The following is a 19,769-nucleotide window of genomic DNA, read 5'->3' on the forward strand; positions in this document are numbered from 1 at the left end:
GGGTACGACATCTCAACAGTGGAGGAGGAAGAGATGAAATTCGTGAAACTAGGGCTGCTGACTTCGGCAATGGCGCTTGCGGCGGGGACCGTCAGTGCGGGAGAGATCGCCGTCATCGTCAAGACGACCAGCTCGAATTTCTGGCAGAACGTGAACAAGGGCGCGTCCGCGGCCATCGAGGGCCAGTCCGAGCACACCATGAGCTTTGACGGACCGGCGACCGAAAGCGCGATTTCCGACCAGGTGAACCTTGTCGAGAACGCCATAAACCGTGGTGTGTCGGGCATCGTGCTCGCCCCGTCCGACCCCGAGGCGCTCGCCCCCGCGGTCAAGCGCGCCTACGAATCCGGGATCCCGGTTGTCATCATCGACAGCGCGCTTGGCGAAAGTGCCGAGGGCACCTACCAGGCATTCCTTTCGACGGACAACTGCGCCGCCGGCGAACAGGTCGCCCAGCGCATGATCGAAGAGGCCGGGACCGAGGGCAAGGTCGCCATCATGTCCTACGTCGCGGGCGTGGGTTCCGAGATCGGCCGCGTGGGCTGCTTCACCGATTACGTCGAGGCCAACTCGAACCTCGAGATTGTAGGCCCCTATTACTCGCAGTCGCAGATGGCCAACGCGCTCAACCAGACCACCGACGTTCTCTCCGCCAACCCCGAGCTTGTCGGCATCTTTGGCGCCAACGAACCCACTGCCGTCGGCATGGGCCGCGCGCTGGTGCAGTCGGGCAAGGCCGGCCAGCTGGTCGCGCTCGGCTTCGACGGCAACGCCGACCTGCAGGAATTCGTGCGCGACGGCGTGCTCGAGGCCATCGCCGTGCAGGGCTCCTTCGCCATGGGCGAGATGGGCGTGAACACGGTGATCGACCTGCTCGAGGGAGAGAGCGTGGACGACTTCATCAACACCGGCGTGGTGATGGTCGACGATGGCAACATCGACTCCGACAAGGCGCAGAACGTCCTCTACTGATCCGAACCCGGGGGCGGGCTGCCCGCCCCCGGACCACCCAGCCGCCGCAGGGAAAGGCCCCGACATGACCGAACATCCCCTGGTCGAGATGATCGACATCGAAAAGCACTTCGGGGGCGTCCGCGCCGTCGAGCATGTCTCGCTCGACCTCTGGCCCGGCGAAGTGGTGGGCGTGCTCGGCCATAACGGCGCGGGCAAGTCCTGCCTCATGCGCATCCTCTCGGGCGCCATGATCCCCAACGGGGGCGAAATCCGCGTCGGCGGCCAGCCCGTGCAGTTCACCGAACCCAACGACGCCCGCGCCGTGGGGATCGAGACGATCTACCAGACGCTGGCGCTCGCCGATCACCTCGACGCGCCCAAGAACCTGTTCCTGGGCCGCGAGCTGAAGACCCGCTTCGGCAACCTCGACGACGCGCGGATGCTCGAGGAAGCGCGCGAGGTGCTGGCCCGGCTGAACCCGAATTTCAAGAACCTGCGCGATCCGGTCTCGAGCCTGTCCGGCGGCCAGCGGCAGGTCATCGCCATCGCCCGTGCGATCTACTTCGACACCAAGATCCTCATCATGGACGAACCGACGGCGGCGCTCGGCCCCTCGGAGACCGCGATGGTCGCAGACCTGATCCGGCAACTGCGCGCCGAGGGGATCGGCATCTTCCTTGTCAGCCACGACATGCATGACGTCTTCGACCTCTGCGATCGCGTGGTGGTGATGAACAAGGGCCGCATCGTCGGCGCGCACGCCATCGAGGAAGTGAGCAAGGACGACGTCCTGAGCCTGATCGTGAAGGGCGAGCTGCCCGCCGACTGGTCCGCCCGTAACCTGGAGGCGGCGCAATGAAGGACCTCGCCTCCGGCACCATGACCTGCGGCGTCTGCGCCGAACCGGGCACATTCCGGACCGAAGAACGCCCCCTGCCCGACGACCCGCCCGCGGGCCATGTCCTTGTCGACATCGCCGCCATCGGCATCTGCGGCACGGACTACCACATCTTCGAGGGCAAGCACCCCTACCTCGACTATCCCCGCGTGATCGGGCACGAGCTTTCGGGCACCATCGCCTCGGGGCCGGACGCGGGGCAACTGGTGGTCGTCAACCCCTATATCTCCTGTGGGACCTGCCGCGCCTGCCGGCGTGGCAAGCCCAACTGCTGCAAGGCGATCTCGGTCCTGGGCGTTCACCGCGATGGCGGGATGTGCGCGCAGCTTTCGGTGCCGCGCGGCAACCTCTACCCCGCCCAGGGGCTGACGCCCCAGCAGGCCGCCATGGTCGAATTCCTAGCCATCGGCGCCCACGCGGTCGCGCGGTCGGGTATCGGCGAAGGCGACATCGTGCTTGTCACTGGCGCGGGCCCCATCGGGCTTGGCACCGCGCTCTTTGCGAGGCTCGCCGGGGCCAAGGTGCACCTGATGGATCTGAGCCCCGAACGGCTGGAGACGGCGCAGCGCCTCTTCGGCTTCGACCAGTTGCACCGGCCCGGCGACACGATCTTGCAAGGCGAGCTTGCCGAAGGCTTCGACGCGGTCTTCGACGCCACCGGCAACGCCAAGGCGATCGAAGCGGGCTTTCCGCTGGTGGCCCATGGTGGCAGCACTGTGCTGGTCAGCGTGGTCAAGGACGACCTGCGCTTTTCTGACCCCGAGTTCCACAAGCGCGAGGCCCGCATCATCGGCAGCCGCAACGCGCTCAAGTCCGACTTCGATCGCGTGATGCAGGCGATCCGCGACGGGCATATTCCCACCGACGCAATCGCGTCGGAGGTTGTCCCGCTCGCAGACCTGCCCCACCGTTTCCCCAGCCTCGCCGCCAGCCGCGAGGACATCGTCAAGATCATCGTCACACCGTGACAAAGCCGAAGGCCCATATGACCAGTCCCATCGCCCTGCGCCTGCACGAGGCGGACAACATCATGGTGGCGCTCACCGCCATCACCCCCGGCACCGAAATTGCCCCTGGCGTCGCCACGGCCGAGCCCATCCCGGCCGGCCACAAGGTCGCCCTGCGGCCCGTCGCGGCGGGTGAGAACGTCGTGAAATACGGCCAGATCATCGGCACCGCCACGGCGCCAATCGCCGCCGGCGCGCATGTCCACGTACAGAACCTCGGCATGGGACAGCACCGGCAGGGCTACGGCTTCGGCGAGGCGGCACAGGTCCTGCCGCCGGTCGAGGCGCCCGCCACTTTCCGCGGCTTCCACCGCCCCTCGGGGCGCGTGGGCACCCGCAACTACCTCGGCATCCTGACCTCGGTGAACTGCGCGGGGTCCGTCGCGCGCTTCATCGCCGAGCAAGCCAACCGGCAGGACCTGCTGGCCCAGTTTCCCAACGTCGACGGCATCGTCCCCATCGTGCACGGCACCGGCTGCGGCATGTCCGGCAAGGGCGAGGGCTACGAGACGCTGTTCCGCACGCTTGCGGGCTACGGGCACAATCCCAACTTCGGCGCGATCCTCATGGTGGGGCTGGGCTGCGAGGTCATGCAGATCCCCGACCTCATCGACCGCAAGGCGCTCAAGGACGACGCGCGCTTCCGCTACATGACGATCCAGCAGACCGGCGGCACCCGCGCCACGGTGGATCGCGGCGTGGCCATCCTGCGCGAGCTTGCCGCCGAGGCGAACAAGGCCACGCGCGAGGAAGCCTCGGTCGCGCATCTCACGCTCGGGATGCAGTGCGGCGGCTCGGACGGCTACTCGGGTATCACCGCCAACCCGGCGCTCGGCATGGCCTCGGACCTGCTGGTGCGCCACGGCGGCATCTCGATACTGTCGGAGACGTCGGAGATCTATGGCGCGGAACACCTGCTGACCCGCCGCGCCGTGGACGAACCCACGGGCCGCAAGCTCATTGACCTGATCGAGTGGTGGGAGGACTACACCGCCCGCAACTTCGGCGAGATGGACAACAACCCCTCGCCCGGCAACAAGCGCGGCGGCCTGACCACGATCCTGGAAAAGAGCCTCGGCGCCGTGGCCAAGGGCGGCGCGGCGCCGCTTGCGGGCGTCTACAAGTACGGTGAACCCATCGACCGGCCCGGCTTCGTCTTCATGGACAGCCCCGGCTACGATCCCTGTTCCGTCACCGGACAGACCGCATCCGGTGCGAACCTCATCGCCTTCACCACGGGGCGCGGCAGCGTTTCGGGCTACCAGCCCGTGCCCTGCATCAAGATCGCCTCCAACCCCGACCTCTGGAAGCGGATGGAGCCGGACATGGACGTGAATTGCGGCGACATCCTCTCGGGCGTGACGCTCGAGGAGAAGGGTCGCGAGATCTTCGATCTGATGCTGCGCGTCGCCTCGGGCGAGGAAACCAAGAGCGAGGCGCAGGGCTTCGGCGCGGTGGAATTCGTGCCCTGGCAGATCGGCGCGGTGATGTGAGCGTCCAAGAGCAATACAAGGAAAGACCATGACCGACCTCACCGGACAGAAGGTCCTGATCACCGCCGCTGCGCAGGGCATCGGCCGCGCCACGACCGAGGCCTTTTTGCGGGCGGGCGCCGACGTGATCGCCACCGACATAAACGAAGAGGCGCTTGCCACGCTGACGGGTTGCACGGCGGCCCGGCTCGACGTGCGCGACCCTTCCGCCATCGCCGACCTGATGGCCGCGACAGGCCCTGTCGACGTTCTGTTCAACTGCGCGGGCTTCGTGCACGCGGGCTCGGTGCTCGAGGCCAGCGACGAGGACCTCGCCTTCGCCTGGGATCTCAACGTCATGTCGATGATCCGCATGATCCGCGCCGTTCTGCCGGGCATGCTCGAACGCGGCGGCGGCTGCATCCTGAACATGTCGTCGGTGGCCTCCGCGATCAAAGGCGTGCCCAACCGCTTTGCCTATTCCACCACCAAGGCCGCCGTGCTCGGCATGACCAAGTCGGTCTCGGCCGATTACGTGGGTCAAGGCATCCGCTGCAACGCCATCTGCCCCGGCACTGTGCAATCCCCCTCGCTCGATCAGCGGCTTGCCGCAACGGGCGACTACGACAAGGCGCGGGCCGAGTTCATCGCCCGCCAGCCCATGGGCCGCATCGCCGAGGCCGAGGAGATCGCGGATCTCGCCGTCTACCTCGCCGGGGCCACCTACACGACCGGCCAGGCCCTCTGCATCGACGGCGGCTGGACGATCTGAACGCAAGAAAGAAGGACAGGACATGAAGCTTCTGCGCTTTGGCGCCAAGGGCGCCGAGAAACCCGGCCTGATGCACGAGGACGGCACCATCCGTGACCTCTCGGGCGTGATCGACGACCTCGCCGGGGACACGCTCTACCCCGAGGCGCTGGCGAAGATCGCCGCCACCGATGCCAGTTCGCTGCCGGTGGTCGAGGGCGACCCGCGCCTCGGCCCGCCGATCGCAGGGACCGGCAAGTTCATCTGCATCGGCCTCAACTACTCGGACCACGCCGCCGAAACCGGCGCCACCGTGCCGCCCGAGCCGATCATCTTCATGAAGGCCACCAGCGCCATCTGCGGCCCGAACGACCCCATCGTGATCCCGCGCGGGTCGGAAAAAACCGACTGGGAGGTCGAGCTGGCCGTGGTCATGGGCAAGCCCGCCAAGTACGTCTCCGAGGACGAGGCCATGGACCACGTGGCTGGCTTCGCGATCACCAACGACGTCTCCGAGCGCGCCTTCCAGGCGGAACGGCAGGGCCAGTGGACGAAGGGCAAGAGCTGCGACAACTTCGGCCAGATCGGCCCGTGGCTGGTCACGCCCGACGAGGTTCCCGATCCGCAGGACCTGCCCATGTGGCTGACCGTCAACGGCGAGACCATGCAGGACGGCACCAGCGCCACCATGGTCTACGGCGTGCGCTTCCTCGTCTCCTACCTCAGCCAGTTCATGACGCTGCACCCCGGCGACGTCATCTCGACCGGGACGCCCCCGGGCGTGGGCCTCGGCATGTCGCCGCAACGCTTCCTCAAGCCGGGCGACGTGGTGGAGCTTGGCATCAAGGGGCTTGGCCAGCAGCGCCAGGACGTGGTCGCCGACAGCTGACGCAAAGCGCGGAGGGCCCGATTGCGGGGCCCCCGGCCAGCGGCTACCCTTCGCGCGCAACGGCGCGAAGGACGACCACTGTGACACCCCGCCCCCCCGCACAGCCCGGCGATCCCCTCGCCGGGATCGAGACCCCGGCCCTCGTGCTCGATCTGGATCTGTTCGAGCGCAACCTAGCGCGCATGGCCGAGGATGCCGCGCGGCTCGGTGTCCGTCTGCGACCCCATGGCAAAGGCCATAAATGCCCCGAGATCGCGCGCCGCCAGGTGGCGCAGGGCGCGGTCGGCATCTGCTGCCAGAAGGTGGACGAGGCCGAGGTCTTTGTCCGCGAAGGCATTTCCGACGTGCTACTGACCAACCAGGTCGTGCACCCGGCCAAGCTGTCCCGCCTCGCCGCCCTCGCCCGCGACGCGCGCATCGGCCTTTGCGTGGACGACGCGCTGCACGTCACACGCGCGGGCGAAGCCGCCGAAGCGCAGGAGGTAGACCTCAACATCTACATCGAGATCGAGGTGGGCCAGCGCCGTTGCGGCCTGCCCGTGGGTCCGGGGCTCGTACCCTTGGCCCAAAGGATTGCGGAAACCCCGCACCTGCGCTTCGCCGGCCTGCACGCCTACCACGGCAGCGCCCAGCACCTGCGCACCGCTGCTGAGCGCACCGCAGCCATCGGTGCCGCAGCGGATCTTGTCCGAGAGGCCATCACCCTGCTGAAAGAAGCCGGTATCGACGTGCCGCTCGTCACCGGCGCGGGCACTGGCACCTATGAACTCGAAGCGTCCAGCGGGCTCTGGGGCGAGATCCAGCCAGGGTCCTACGCGTTCATGGATGCGGACTATGCCCGCAACGAGGCCGAAAGCCTTTTCGACAACGCGCTGACCCTGCGCGCAACCGTCCTCAGTACCTCCGTTCCCGGGCAGGCCGTGCTGGACTTCGGGCTGAAGGCGGTGGCCGTGGATTCCGGGCCGCCGCTGCCGCTGTCGGTCGTGGCCGAGGTCCTCGGCGTCTCGGACGAACACACGATCCTTGCGCAGCCCGAGGGCGCAGCACTTTCGGTCGGGGATCGAGTTACCCTCCAGCCCGGCCACGTCGATCCGACCTGCAACCTGCACGACTGGATCGTCGCCACACGGGCGGATCGGGTCGAGGCGCTCTGGCCCATCAGCGCCCGCGGCGCGGGCCTTTGAGGCGCCGGCGCGCACAGGCGCACACAGAGGCGAAAGGCCGAGGCCCGTTCGCGAGAGAAACTCAGATACCGGAACGCGCAGGCTGGCGGCTGAAGAACAGCAGGACACCGAACAGGACCATGCCGCCACCGGACACCCGCTGGAACCAGTGCAGGCGCGACGCCAGGAAGACCGCCGCAAAGCGGCCCGCGGTCGCATAGAAGAGGATGGCGCAGGCCTCGAGCGCGATGAAGAGCCCACCGACGATGGCATAGCTCTGCCAGTATTCAGATGTGTCGACGAACTGCGGGAAGAACGCCGCGAAGATCAGGATCGCCTTGGGATTACTGACGGCAATCAGCCCCTCGCGCCGGAACGCCCCGCCCAGCGTGGGGACTTGGCGCCGCGCCTCTTCCGCGTCACGCGGCGGCGGGGTGCGCAGCAATCTGATGCCCATCCAGATCAGGTAGAGTGCGCCGATTGTCTTGATCACGCCGAAGAGCACCGCCGAGGCGGACAGCAGCATCCCGAGACCGAGCGCGCTGGCCGCGATCATCGGCACGAAGACCGCCAGACGGGCGCTCGCGGCAGCCAGCGAAAAGCCCACGCCCTTCTGCGCCCCATGTGTCAGCGCCATCAGGTTGTTCGGCCCGAAGGCGAGGTTCAGCGCGAAACAGGCGGGCAGGAACACGAGGAGGTCGGGCATATGGCAGGTCTTTCGCACTGTACAGCGTCGGCGGATCACTGGCTGACACGAAGAGCCGGTTCGCGGCGGCTCATCCAGTCCTCGATCTCCGCCAGGTCGGGATCCTCTCTCTCGATGAACGCAATGCAACGTTCCATCTCTTCGCGCAACCGCGCTTCGGGGACGTCTGCAAGCGAGCGCGAAGGATCGTCCCAGCGGGGACCGCCGAGATAGACCGCGGCGAACATGGTTTTTGCCTTCGTTGCCGGGACGCCGGCCGCGCGTAGACTGTCGTAGAACATCCTGTGCGTCTCTTGCCAGCTGCGCTGGTGGTATTGCGGCAATGCCTCATTGCCCAGTCCGCAGTAGGCATCGTGAAGGGACGCTGCGGCAAGGAATTCGGGGCTCCTCGGATCGCCGATCAGGGGGACGAAGATCGTGGGGATCGATGCGCCGTCGGTGAGTGTGGCAGACGGAGCCGTCCAGAGGACGCCCCTGGAATCCGTGAAGCGAAGTGGCGCCAGAAGTTCGGAATAGGGATGAGGTCTCTCCCCCAAGATGATCTGGGTGTCCGATATCTGCGCCGGGGCGTTCTCGAAACGGCAATGGGCTCCGGCGGTCTCTTCCCCACACCCGACCGCCGCAGAGCCCGGCGTCGCGATTGCGACCGAAATTGCGAGCATGGAGGGGATCAGGACGCGGTCGCGCCGGAACGGGATGTTTCTTGACTGTAGCATCGTTATTGTCTCGACAGATGATGGCCGGCGACGGGGTCACGCGATGGCCGATGCTGCGCAGGAGGCCGCGATGGCCTCCACATGTCGGTGATCGGTACCGCAGCAACCGCCGAGAACCGTCAGATTGGGCAGCAAGCGGCGGAGTTCGGCGTAGTCGCGGGCGAGTTCGTCCGGATCGCCCGCATCAAGCTCTTCTGCCTCGTCCAGTTCGGCGTGGCTGAGCCGGGATGCGTTGGCGCGTATCCCACCAATGCGCTCCAGCCAGCCCTCGTCGCAGTCGAGTGCCCTGCGGAAATGGTCGGGATGAGCGCAGTTCACCATGAAGTAGGCGGCAGCGGCATCGGTCTGGTCGTCCGTTTGTTCGAATGCCCTGCCCAGCGGCGTCCCGTCCGGCAGGTGCCCGTCGGTTTCCACGGTGTAGGACACCACGACGGGCAGTCCAAAGCGGGCCGCAGCCCGGATCACGCCGACGCCTTCCGCCACGGTCGAAAGCGTGACCGCCGTAACAAGATCGGCATCGGTTTCTGCAAACCAGTCGATCTGCTCGGCGTGATAGTCCTCCGCCTCGGCCGCGCTCATGGCTGTGTCAGGCTGGTAGCCGTCACCGCGCGGACCGATGTTGCCGGAAATGACCACTGGGCGGACGGCATGGGCGGCCCCGCGCAAGTCGGACAGGAAACCGATTGCTGCGCGATTCAGCCGAGCAAGATCTTCGGGCCGGTGGCCAAGCTGAGCCCCCCAGTCGCGGCTGGCCCGCCACGTCGGCGCTTCGAGTAGGAAACCGGTTTCATGATCGGTCGCAATGATCATGTGGCGCCGGTAATAACGCGCGAGAGCCTGGCGTCCCTCGGCAGTCTCCATCAGGGGATAGGCCGCGAAAAGCGGCAAGTCGTGCCCTTCATGGAAGATCAGTGTCGTCTCCAGACCTGAATCTGTCAGCAAGAGGGTATTATCGAGTTGCGGAAGATTATTGCGATAGGAGGCCATTTGTATCACCATCACTTAGGTTTTTGCAGGAAGGACCGCTCCCAGCACGGCTCGTCTCCGACGCGGCCGGACGGAAGACGGGCGGAAGATCGACCCGCAAAGACCGGCGTTTAAGGTCTGAGATTATTCCGAATTCCATCTGCCGGTTCGCCTGATCGGTCCTGATACAAACGTATTGCAGCAGTGACGTGATTTCCGGCGGGTGGCCTTCCGTGAAAGGCGCGTGAAAACCATGAATCTCTGGCTGGAATTCCTTGGGGGATTTGCGATGACGCGCGAGGGAGTCTCGATCCCCCTGAGCGCCCGGAAGGCCAGGATTCTTCTCGGGTTGCTCGCTTCTGCGCGCCACCGGACGATGCCCAGGCATCGGATTGCCACGCTGCTCTGGGAGGCGAGCGATGCGGAGCAGTCGCGCGGGAGCCTTCGCCAGTCTCTCGCCCAGATCCGGCGCACGGCCGGCGAGGGTTGGGTCGACGCGATCGGTGACGACCTGCGGCTTGGGGCAGATGTCGCCACCGATCTTGATGCGTTTCACGCAGCCCTTGCGCGGAATGACCATGCCGAGGCGTCACGCCTTTACCGGGGGGAATTTCTTGAGGGGGTGCAGACCAACGCGCCGGATCTGGACCACGCGATAGAGGCCGAACGCACTCGCATCCGCAATCTTGCCTCCGGGGCGCTCGCGCGCGAACTGGAGCGCGTCTCCGATGGCCCCGAAACATCCGCGCTCGCGCACCGGCTGCTGGGGCTCGATCCGCTCAACGAGGTTGCCCACCGGCGGTTGATGGAGCTGGACGCGGCACGCGGGATGCGAAGCGCGGCGCGCGCACGCTACGAGGCATTGGAGGCATCGCTACGACGTGATCTGGGTGCAGAACCGGAACCGGAAACCCGCGCACTCTACGAGCGCATTCGCCGGGGCGGCGCTGCAATGGCGTTCGCCCCCGCACAAGAGACCGACATGGGCGAGCCAACCCCACCGGAGCCACGGTCGGGATACCTCCTGCTTGGCATGGCGACGGGTTCGCCGCCGGACTGGGAGGATCTGCGGAGTATCGCGCTTGCCGGGGGCGCCAGGGAAGAGCGATCCGGCCCCGGTGAAGTGGCGTTTCACTTTTCGCGGACACGATTGCGCGAGGTGTCGAACATTGCGCTACAGCTTTCTGTAGCGGCCGGTGACAGCCTGTCCTTCGGCATGACCGAGACGCTTGAGGACGGTGGTCCGCACGATCAATCGCTCCTCCGGGCACGCCGGATCGCGGCCACGGCCGAGCCCGGAGAGATACTTGTCGCACGCGAGATTGCCCCGCGCCTCGGCCTTGCCGCCGACCCCGGGCAGCGCGCGATCGCGCTTCGCGCCGAGGCCGTGCGCAAGCGTCCCGATCTGCCCCTGATCGGCCGCACCGCGGAGCTGGCGCAGATCCAGGCAGCCATCGAGGCGGCACAGTCGGCGGAAACGAGTCTCGTGGTTCACCTCTCGGGCGAGGCCGGCATCGGCAAGAGCCGCCTTTGCACCGAGATCATGACGCGTGCCAGTGCGTCCGGAATGATTGTCGCGACCGCCGGGTTCGACGCCTTTTCGCCCGGCTCGCGCCATCTTGCGCAGCGCCTTGTCGCCGGCATGTCCCGCCACCTCACCCCCGACCCCGGGGCCACGCCCATCGAGCGGGCCATCTGGTCATGGCTGACTGATCCCGAACTCAGCACAGGGGCGGAACTGCTAATGAGCGCCCTCTCGCCCGAGGCCCAGCAGATCAGGATTCTCGAAGTCCTGGCGTCAGCGTTGAGACGTGCTGCCGCCGCAACCGGGCTCATGATTTCCATCGAAGATTGCCACTGGCGCCCGGTTGGCGCCGGGGATTTCATCATGGAATTCGTGAATTACCTGCGAGACAGCCGTGTCATGCTCGTGCTGACGGAAAGGCCGCATGCGGGCAGCCTGGATCACAGGCTTGCCACCCGGGTGCGCTCGGGACTTACGCGGGTCGCGCTGGCCCCCCTGCCCCCTGAGGCAGCACGCGAACTGGGCCAGGTGATTGCGCCTGATCTTGACGGGTCGGAGGCGATCATCGACCACGCGGCCGGCCATCCGCTTTTCCTTGTGCGACTGCTGGAAGCGCGCTGGCGCGGCGGAACGCTGCCGTCCTCGATCGTGGAACTGGTGCAGGAACAGATCGAACGGCTGCCGGAAGCCGAGCGGGCCTCGCTGCGCAGGGCCGCCATCCTGGGCACGAGCTTTGATCCCGACGATGCGGTTGCGATCTTTCCCGAAATCGCGCGCCCCCGCGGAAGCGGCGACCTTCTGCACCAAACCGAGACCGGCCTCGCCTTCGGCCACGATCTGGTTCACCGGGCGGTCTACGACTCCACTCCCGCGGAAACCCGGCAGGCGTGGCATGCCCGCGCCGCAGCGCATTTCAGGAAACGCGATCCGGTCCTCTGGGCGGACCACGCCCTGAAGGCCGAGGACGATGCTATTGCGAGCGAAGCGACCGTTGCCGCTGCGAACGCAATGATCGCGGCCCGCCGTTTTGCGACGGCCTTCCCATATATCGAAGCGGGACTGTCGAGAGAGGGCGATCCCGAAGCCACCGCCGAGCTTCACTCGTGCCGTGCCGGCGTTCGGCGTGTTCGCGGCGACATGGCGGGCGCGCTCGAGGACTACCGGGCGGCTCATGCCAAGGCGATCCGTTCCGAGACGCGGGTCGCGATGCTTTGCCGACAGGCGCTTGTGCTGCACAGGCTCGGTCGAGGAGAGGAAGCGGACCGTGCGCTGGATGCGGCCGAGGAGATCGCAGCCTCCATCGGGCTGACCGGGCCGGGCCGTGCGGAAATCCACGAACAGCGCGGCAACCGCGCATTTGTAAGAGGCGATCACGTCGCCTGCATGATGCAGCACAAGGCCGCTCTGACCGTCGCCGAGGCGACAGGAGATTCAAGAGGAATAGCCCGGGGCCATGGCGGCATCGGAGACGCGGCCTACGCGGCCGGCCGTTTCAGGACCGCACACGACCACTTCTCATTGGCGATCGAGCATGCAGAGAAAGCTGGCCTCGGACTTGTACGGGAGGAATACCTCTTCATGAGGGCCTTTGCCCGGTTCTTCGCCGATCCCGGTCCGGACGCCTTTCTTCTTGCCGACATCGCCGTGGAGAGTGCGCAGCAGTGCGGCGCGGCACGCACCGAAACGGTGGCGCGGGAAGTCCGCGCCGAGATGCGGCTTGTCGCCGGGGACCTTGATGGCGTGGCGGAAGACATTCGGGCGATCGACAGTCTAACGACGGTCCGCGGGGAAATCCGGGTGACGAACGATGTGCAGATACTGCGGGCTTATCTCGACCTGCGCGCGGGCAACGGGGCGCGCGCCCAGGAACTGCTTGCCCCCATTCTCATCGGCGCGGAGACGAACGCGGACGTCGGGGCGACCGCCCTAGGCCTCAGCGCGCTGCTGGCCCGCGACAGGACCGAACGCGACGGGATACTGGCGAAGGGACTGATCTGCGCTCAGAAGGTCGCGCTTTCCCACTCGGTCGTCTGGTTTCACCTTTGCGCCCTCGAAAGGGCGGTGGCAGACAGCGACCGGCATCTGGCGCTTCGCCATATCGCGGCACTGCAGGCGTTTTCCGCCAAGGAGCCCATAGGGCTGGTCGACATGATCATACGCTCCATCGAACTCGCCCTCTGGCCGTCGACGGAGGAGGAGCGGCGCGACCACACGGCCCGTCTGCGCGAAGCGTGCCTCGGCGATCTTGTCAGGTTCATCACCATGGACATGCATCAAGCGAAGGCTCCAGCCAAGCCGGGTTCGTGACTCCGCACGCGGAACACCGGCCCGTGGATCGCCCTCGCCTCGTGGCGTCGCCGAAGCAGGCAAAGGACCGCCCCGGCGACCGCGATCAGCTTGCCCGGGCCATGCTCCTCAGTCCGGTCTTGCCTTGGTGCCGGTCCGCCATCTTGTAGCCAAGCGCATCCTCGGCGATCAGGATCTTCTGGACATTCGCCGTGCATTCGCCCGTGAACATCAGCTCCGCGTAGACCTTGTTTTTCGCAATGCGGTACTCGCGGCTCAGGCCGTATCCGCAGTAGATCTGCTGCGCCGTGTCGGTGCAAAACTTGGCGGTCTGGGACGTGTGGAATTTGGCGATCGACGCGATGCGGCTTCTGGGAAGTTCGTTGTCCATGAGTTGAGCCGCCTGATAGACAAGCCCCCGGCTCGCCTCGATGGCCACCGCCATCTCGGCGATTTGTCCCTGGATCAACTGGAATCTGCCGATCAGGCTTCCTTGATCACCCGCTCGTTCGCGTAGCGCAAGGCATCCTCGTGGGCGCCGATGGCGATACCGAGGGCCTTGGCTCCGATCACCGCACGCCCGCCCTGAAGCACCCGCGCCCACCAGCAGCGGGAAAGCCCCTGGCCCGACATCTGACGGGTTGCGAGAGGACGGCAAGGCAAGCGTCTCAAGAACGTAGTACAGCGAGAGGCCAAGCAGGATCACCGCAACCACAAGCTCGATCCACACCTCTGGGAACATTATCTGGGCTGACCTGCCACTATTGGAGGAGGCCGGCCCGGCGCATCAGGTGGACCGGACATCTCGAGAGACCTTCGCAGATGAGTGTTGCAGACGGAGGCGTCCGACGACGCCCCCGGCAGGGCAATCAGTTACGCCCGACGGACGCCAGGGCCTCGGATGCCGCGGAGCAGCTCGCCATGAGCGGTATGTCCCTCTGGGCCCCTAAGGCGCGTGGTGATACCCGACGTCGTCATGTACCCTTGGAATTCGTCAGTTTGGGCCGCCGCGAGTAGAGCGTTCGCAAGCGTCTCCTGGATCTCTGCCGGAAACCCCGCCGGGCCATAGACGCCCCCCACCTGCTGCCAAGACGTGTCGATGTCGGAGCCGAGTTCTGTCAGCATCATTACGTCAGGTAGACCTCCTGCCACTCGGCAGTGGTCACACCGCGGATCTTCAGCCGGCCTGCCTCGACGAAGTCGATGGCATTGCTCGACGTGATAGACACCATGTCGAGATGCCAGCCGAGCAGCGAGGTGATCCCCTCGCTCGAGGCGTTGAAGCCGCCCCGGTCATAGTCGACGTCGGTCGCCTGCATACCGATATTGGTTGCGATGTTCACCGTGGATCCAGCAGGCACGTAACCGCCGACGGTCGCGGCTTCGCCACTCTCGCCTACGTACTCTTCGAACTCCGCGAAATCATCGTAGGGCGCGTCGGCCAGCGCGGCATAGACGTGGGGCTCTTCCGTTGGAGGACGATCCGGCGGAACTCTGGACGATGAATTCGGGCGACCGCTCGGGATAGCTTTCAGTGTCCTGAGCCAGCGCCAGCGTAAAGAAGCCGACGGGAGCGACGGCAGCCGTTGCCAAACCGAGAACCGGTCTCCGAGTAGTGATGCATTTGGTCATGAGCGAAAATTCCTCCCTGGTGTGGCGATGCGAAGCCAGCGCCTGCTGCTTCCGACGGTACGTTGGGAGAAGTTGCAAGAGACATGCCAGCACCCTGGGCGCACCTGGAACACAGTCAGTAACAACAGGCGAGAGCGTGGCTGGAAACAGGATGGATACTGGTCCCCCGATCCCCCTTTGGATCACCAGTCCCGAGTCGTCACCAGCCGCAGATCGTGAAAAGCTTGCCGGGTCCCGGTCGATCCCCTGGGATGCGCGCGATGTCGAGCGTGGCCCAGAAGACCACCTGATTGGAGCTCAGCACCGGCTTGCCGAGCCGGGCCTCGAGTTCCGCGATGAGCGGCACGGCAGGCAGCGCCGTGCAGGACAAGAAAAGCGCCTGTGCATCGGGGTGATCCGCAGCGAGTGCGCCGTCTATGATCTCGCCGGGCATGAGCCGCGCCATGTCCCGATCATCGGCGTACCCCATGGCATGCTGCGAGACGACTTCGACGCCCTTGCCGGCAAGGTGACCGGATACCAGATCGGCGGTCTCCGGCAGGTAGGGCGTGACGAGCGCGACGCGCCCGAGGCCGAGCGTGTGGAGCGCCCTCAGCAGCCCCCCGACGGGCGTGACGACCGGGGCCCGCCCCCCGATCTCGGCCTCGACCGTGTCGCCAAGCACCGCGGACGCCGAGGTACAGCCGAAGATGATCCCGTCGAGCGGCACACCGGGAACAAGCAGATCCGCGGCCGCGCGCAACCGCGGCCCCGTTTGGCGCAGACTTTCCGGCGTCGTGGGATTTTCGAAGGCGATACGGGTGACGTGCAGCTGCGTCCCATGTGGCATGAGCCGCGCGGCATCCCCCTCGATCGTCAGGTCCGTCGCAAGCGCGATCAGGCCGAAGCGCCGTAGGGGATCCTGCGACATCCCCGCCGCTCAGACCACGAGAACGGGCATGTCAGTCAGACTCGTGACCTTGTGGCTGACAGAACCCAGGAGGTAGCCTTCGGAGGAGCCGAGCCCGCGCGAGCCCAGAACGATCAGGTCACAGCCATGCTCCGCCGCAAAGCCGACGATGGTCCGGGCCGAGGGGCCGTTCTTGATGAAGGCGGTCACCTTGTCGACGCCAAGCTCCCGCGCCCGCGTCTTGGCCTCTTCAGCGGCCTCGCGCGAAACCTGGCGCATCACGTTGTCGAGGTTCCTGTCGGTCTCGGAGGCGCCGCGCACCATCGATAGCGAGGCTTCGAGCATCGAGTGATGTCTGTAGCAGGTCAGCACGGTCATGTCGGCGCCGGTCAGCTTGGCAAGCTCCGCTGCCTTCTCGAGCGCCGCATATGCTCCCTTCGAACCGTCGTAGGCGGCCAGGATGGATGTGAACATTGCGCAGCTCCTATTCCGCGAAGGCAAGGTCGCGCAGGAAGAGCGCGATTTGCGGGAAGAAGATCAGGAGCACCGCTACACTGATCAGCATCACGATGAAGGGCGGCGTGCCGCGTATTACCTCCATGTAGGGTCGCTTAAACACGGCGATCGCCGTGAAGATATCGCACCCGAAGGGTGGCGTCGCACTGCCGATGGCGACCTGCAGCGTGATGATCGTCCCCACCAACACCGGGTCGAGCCCGACAGCATCGACCACCGGTGCAAAGATCGGCACGAAGATCAGGATGACGACGATCGGGTCGACGAACATGCAGCCGACAAAGAAGGCTATCGAGATGGTGAACAGCACCGCGTAGGGACCCATGTCGTCGATCCCGATGGCGCCCAGCACCTGCTGCGGGATCTGCGCGAAACTGATGACATAGGAGAACGCGGCCCCCGCCCCCACGAGGATGAACACCACTGCGGTGATCAGACCCGTCGACTTGGCCGTCGCGTAGAGCTGTTTTACGGTCATTTCGCGAAAGACGACGATCTCGAGGAAAAGCGCGTAGAGCACGCAGGCCGCGGCCGCCTCGGTCGGAGAGAAGATCCCGCCGTAGATACCGCCGACGATGATCACCGGAAAGCCCAGCGGCCAGAGAGCCCGCCGTACCGCCAGACCGCGCTCGGCCCAGGTCGACTTCTGCTCAACCGGCACGTTGTTCCGGATGGCGTAAATGTAGGAGTAGATCGAGAAGAGGATCAGGATCAGAACGCCCGGGCCGATCCCCGCAATGAAGAGTTCCGATATCGAGGTGCCCGAGACCACCCCGTAGATGATCATGCCGATGGACGGCGGGATCAGGAAGGCGATGTCGGACGAGTTCACGATCAGCGCCAGCACGAAGCTGTCATTGTATCCGGCCTTGAGCATGCGCGGGCGCAGCGGTCCGCCCACGGCCACGACCGTCGCTTGCGTCGAGCCCGAGACCGCCCCGAACAGGGTACAAGCCGTGGCCGTCGACACGGCAAGGCCACCTTTGAGGTGACCGACAAAGGCCATCACCAGGTCGATCAGCCGCCCGGCGGACTGGCCCCGCGTCATGATGTCGGCGGCGAAGATGAACATGGGCACCGCAATCAGGCTCGCCGGGCGGATGCCCGCGAGGATCTGCTGCACCATCGTGTCGAGCTGACCCAGCCCGCCGAAGAGCGTCACGAAGCCGATCAGAGATCCCGCGAGTAGCGGGATCATCATCGGGAAGCCAAGCAGCAGCAGGACGATCATGGTTCCGAAAATGGCAAGGCTCATGGCTCAGACCTCTTCCTCGCGGGTGTCGTCGTAGCCTTCCATCGTGGAGGTGGAGAGCCAGATGTTCTCTTGCAGGATGTTCTTGATCGCGGTCAGTGTGTACTGAAGGCCCGTCAGGAAAAAGCCCAGCGGCGCCCAAACGATGATCCACCAGACGGGGATCTGCATCGCTGGCAGCAGCCTGCCCCGCGAGGCCTGCGTCTGCACGTAGTCGATCGAATACCAGGTGAGCAGGAACATGGCCGCGGCCGTCACGAGGGCGATGAGGATCATCAGCGGCTTTCTCAGTGCCGGCGTGAGCGCATCGAAGATCGCGGACATCCGGATGTGGCGCCCGTGCCGGGCGGCATAGGAAATGCCGGCGAAGGTGATCAGGATGATCAAGGCCTGGTTGAGTTCCTCCGAGAAATAGAGAGACGTCCCGAAGACATACCGGCCTACCACGTTGGCAATGGTGTTGAACGCCATCAGAAGGACACCGACTGCCAGAAGCACGGCCTCGATCCGGGCAATCGCGACGTCGATCACACCGAGAACACCCGGAAGCCCCGAAACGTAACGCGAGTCGTCGATGTCGTCCTCGGCTGCCGGAACCTGCACTTCACCCATGGTATGTAGGTCACGCTCGACGTGACGCTCCTCGTCCGCACTCATGCTTGCCGTCCTGCTCTTCGTTCTTTGGTTGGTCCCGGCGGAACGGCGCCGGATCGAGCAATGCCGATCCGGCGCGCGTCTTGTCGGTCTGTCAGCTGTCCGAGCCGGAGGCGGCAGCTTCGAGGTCGGCCTTCATTTGCTCGAGGATGGCCTCGGCCTGGTCTCCGCCGATCTCGAGGAACTCCTGTTCCACGTCATCCGCCGTTTCCATGAAGGGCTGGCGCTCTTCCTCGGACAGCGTGGTGATCGTGATCGAGGGCTTGGCTTCCTTGATCTTCTCGAGCGACTCCTCGGTAAGGCCGTCCTGGTACTCGATGATGTGATCGAAGGCGACGTCGATCGCGTCCTGGATCATCGTCTGCTCTTCCTCGGACAGGCCTTCGTAAAAGTCGAGGTTTGCCATCACCGCCGTGGTGAAGTTGTTGTGCCCGGCGCGCGTGATGTAGTCGGTCACCTCGTACATCTTGGTCGACTCGATGAAGAACGCGGGGTTCTCCTGACCCTGGATGATGCCGGTCTGAAGCCCGCCGTAGACCTCGCCCCAGGGGAGCGGCGTCGGTGTGGCACCGAAGGCCTGGTAGCTTTCCACGAGCAGCGGGTTGGTCATCACGCGGAACTTTACCTCGTCAAGGTCTTCCGGCGAGGTGACGGGTTCCTTGGTGGTCATCATGACCTCACCCTCGGGGAACATCGTCAGCAGTTCGAGGCCCTGTTCCTCGTAAAGCGGCGGGAACATCTCGTTGATGGCCTTCGACTCCTGGAAGAACGTGGCGAGTTGTTCCTCGTCCTGCGGCAGCAGGTACGGCACGAAAAAGACCTGCGCCTCGGGGATCAGCGCTCCGGTGAAGCCGGGCGACTGGTCGACGAACTGCAGGATGCCGGATTGCGCCTGCTCCATGATATCGGCGGATTCGCCCAGCGTGCCGAAGGGGAAGAGCTGGATCGTGTGATCGGAATTCGCTTCGACCTCCTCCTTGAACTTTTGCGCGAAGATGCCCTGGACCTCGTCCATGGCCTCCTCGAACGCGTAGCGCCAGGTATCGGCGCTGGCGGAGGACGCAGCGGCAATGGCAAGCGCGCTCACGGCGATTGTGGTGCTCAGTTTCATTGATCTTGTCTCCCAGCTTCGGGATGTCCTGCGCACGTTCGCATGCCGGGACATCCGTGTTCGGATAGGCGGGTCGGAAACCCGCTCGGGGTGGACCAAGGGTCTGGCCCAGCACCACAAGTGTCAACGATTTGTTTCATTTTGCAGGACGCGGCACCCCCGTGGGGCGACCGGCGCCCTAGGAATGAACGGGCAACTTCGAGCAGAGAAGAGCCATCGGCATCCGATCACGCGCCTGAATGACTGCATCCATCGAGAACACCCCTTGTCGTCCCAGTTTGACGGCCTTGATGCTGTAACCGCCCCCCGACGGCATCGCTGTGCCAAGGTGGGATCGCAACAATCCTTAATGGGAGGCGGTCATGTCAAAGATTACCACGGT

The 19,769-nt window shown here is 65.4% G+C and carries 19 protein-coding genes; 8 read left to right on the plus strand and 11 right to left on the minus strand.

All coding sequences use genetic code 11. The annotated features are described in order from the left end of the window. Window positions 1–33: 33 nt before the first annotated feature. From C8N44_RS14970 to C8N44_RS15000, 7 genes are all read left to right on the plus strand, one after another. Complete coding sequence (locus tag C8N44_RS14970; RefSeq protein WP_107977578.1) at window positions 34–972, plus strand: ABC transporter substrate-binding protein; 939 nt, start codon at window positions 34–36, stop codon at window positions 970–972. Window positions 973–1,036: 64 nt separating this feature from the next. After that, on the plus strand, window positions 1,037–1,813 hold the full coding sequence (locus C8N44_RS14975; protein ID WP_107977579.1) for an ATP-binding cassette domain-containing protein: 777 nt from the start codon (window positions 1,037–1,039) through the stop codon (window positions 1,811–1,813). Then, window positions 1,810–2,820, plus strand: coding sequence for a zinc-binding alcohol dehydrogenase family protein (locus tag C8N44_RS14980; protein ID WP_244641100.1), 1,011 nt, complete (start codon window positions 1,810–1,812; stop codon window positions 2,818–2,820). The genes C8N44_RS14975 and C8N44_RS14980 overlap by 4 nt, the downstream gene beginning before the upstream one ends. Before the next feature lie 17 nt (window positions 2,821–2,837). Continuing rightward, window positions 2,838–4,352 (plus strand): UxaA family hydrolase, encoded by a 1,515-nt coding sequence (locus C8N44_RS14985; RefSeq protein WP_107977580.1) that lies wholly within the window; start codon window positions 2,838–2,840, stop codon window positions 4,350–4,352. 28 nt (window positions 4,353–4,380) lie between these two features. Further along, complete coding sequence (locus tag C8N44_RS14990) at window positions 4,381–5,103, plus strand: SDR family oxidoreductase (protein ID WP_107977581.1); 723 nt, start codon at window positions 4,381–4,383, stop codon at window positions 5,101–5,103. A gap of 22 nt (window positions 5,104–5,125) precedes the next feature. After that, window positions 5,126–5,971 carry a fumarylacetoacetate hydrolase family protein gene (locus tag C8N44_RS14995; protein WP_107977582.1) on the plus strand — a complete coding sequence of 282 codons (846 nt, stop codon included), beginning with the start codon at window positions 5,126–5,128 and terminating at the stop codon, window positions 5,969–5,971. Window positions 5,972–6,051: 80 nt separating this feature from the next. After that, window positions 6,052–7,155: a DSD1 family PLP-dependent enzyme gene (locus tag C8N44_RS15000; protein WP_107977583.1), complete on the plus strand. Its 1,104-nt coding sequence runs from the start codon at window positions 6,052–6,054 to the stop codon at window positions 7,153–7,155. A gap of 61 nt (window positions 7,156–7,216) precedes the next feature. Here the strand turns inward: C8N44_RS15000 and C8N44_RS15005 are convergent, their stop codons facing one another. The 3 genes from C8N44_RS15005 to C8N44_RS15015 form a co-directional block, all read right to left on the minus strand. Then, window positions 7,217–7,840 (minus strand): LysE family translocator, encoded by a 624-nt coding sequence (locus tag C8N44_RS15005; protein WP_107977584.1) that lies wholly within the window; start codon window positions 7,838–7,840, stop codon window positions 7,217–7,219. A 35-nt stretch (window positions 7,841–7,875) separates the two neighbouring features. Continuing rightward, window positions 7,876–8,502, minus strand: a complete 627-nt coding sequence (locus C8N44_RS15010) for a DUF1353 domain-containing protein (RefSeq protein WP_158274060.1) — start codon at window positions 8,500–8,502, stop codon at window positions 7,876–7,878. Between the two features lie 90 nt (window positions 8,503–8,592). Next, window positions 8,593–9,498, minus strand: a complete 906-nt coding sequence (locus C8N44_RS15015; protein ID WP_244641099.1) for a homocysteine S-methyltransferase family protein — start codon at window positions 9,496–9,498, stop codon at window positions 8,593–8,595. Window positions 9,499–9,775: 277 nt separating this feature from the next. Here C8N44_RS15015 and C8N44_RS15020 point away from each other — a divergent pair, with 277 nt between their 5' ends. Continuing rightward, window positions 9,776–13,354 carry an ATP-binding protein gene (locus C8N44_RS15020; protein ID WP_107977587.1) on the plus strand — a complete coding sequence of 1,193 codons (3,579 nt, stop codon included), beginning with the start codon at window positions 9,776–9,778 and terminating at the stop codon, window positions 13,352–13,354. Window positions 13,355–13,439: 85 nt separating this feature from the next. On the opposite strand, the gene C8N44_RS23400 is transcribed toward C8N44_RS15020, so the two are convergent. The 8 genes from C8N44_RS23400 to C8N44_RS15060 all read right to left on the minus strand — a co-directional run bounded on the left by C8N44_RS23400 (window position 13,440) and on the right by C8N44_RS15060 (window position 19,387). Beyond that, window positions 13,440–13,802 (minus strand): acyl-CoA dehydrogenase family protein, encoded by a 363-nt coding sequence (locus C8N44_RS23400; protein ID WP_158274062.1) that lies wholly within the window; start codon window positions 13,800–13,802, stop codon window positions 13,440–13,442. A gap of 14 nt (window positions 13,803–13,816) precedes the next feature. After that, window positions 13,817–13,966: a hypothetical protein gene (locus tag C8N44_RS23405; RefSeq protein ID WP_158274063.1), complete on the minus strand. Its 150-nt coding sequence runs from the start codon at window positions 13,964–13,966 to the stop codon at window positions 13,817–13,819. 494 nt (window positions 13,967–14,460) lie between these two features. Next, on the minus strand, window positions 14,461–14,676 hold the full coding sequence (locus C8N44_RS15035; RefSeq protein WP_107977590.1) for a hypothetical protein: 216 nt from the start codon (window positions 14,674–14,676) through the stop codon (window positions 14,461–14,463). 488 nt (window positions 14,677–15,164) lie between these two features. Then, on the minus strand, window positions 15,165–15,875 hold the full coding sequence (locus C8N44_RS15040) for a maleate cis-trans isomerase family protein (protein WP_107977591.1): 711 nt from the start codon (window positions 15,873–15,875) through the stop codon (window positions 15,165–15,167). Window positions 15,876–15,884: 9 nt separating this feature from the next. After that, window positions 15,885–16,328 (minus strand): universal stress protein, encoded by a 444-nt coding sequence (locus C8N44_RS15045; RefSeq protein ID WP_107977592.1) that lies wholly within the window; start codon window positions 16,326–16,328, stop codon window positions 15,885–15,887. Window positions 16,329–16,338: 10 nt separating this feature from the next. Then, a complete protein-coding gene (locus C8N44_RS15050; protein ID WP_107977593.1) occupies window positions 16,339–17,625 on the minus strand; it encodes a TRAP transporter large permease in 1,287 nt (428 codons plus the stop codon). A 3-nt stretch (window positions 17,626–17,628) separates the two neighbouring features. Further along, entirely contained in the window at window positions 17,629–18,234 is a 606-nt protein-coding gene (locus tag C8N44_RS15055) for a TRAP transporter small permease (RefSeq protein WP_107977604.1), read from the minus strand. A 136-nt stretch (window positions 18,235–18,370) separates the two neighbouring features. Further along, window positions 18,371–19,387, minus strand: coding sequence for a TRAP transporter substrate-binding protein (locus tag C8N44_RS15060; protein ID WP_107977594.1), 1,017 nt, complete (start codon window positions 19,385–19,387; stop codon window positions 18,371–18,373). Window positions 19,388–19,769 lie beyond the last annotated feature (382 nt).

This window comes from Allosediminivita pacifica (assembly GCF_003054175.1).
In the GTDB taxonomy this organism is placed as follows: Bacteria; Pseudomonadota; Alphaproteobacteria; order Rhodobacterales; family Rhodobacteraceae; genus Allosediminivita; species Allosediminivita pacifica.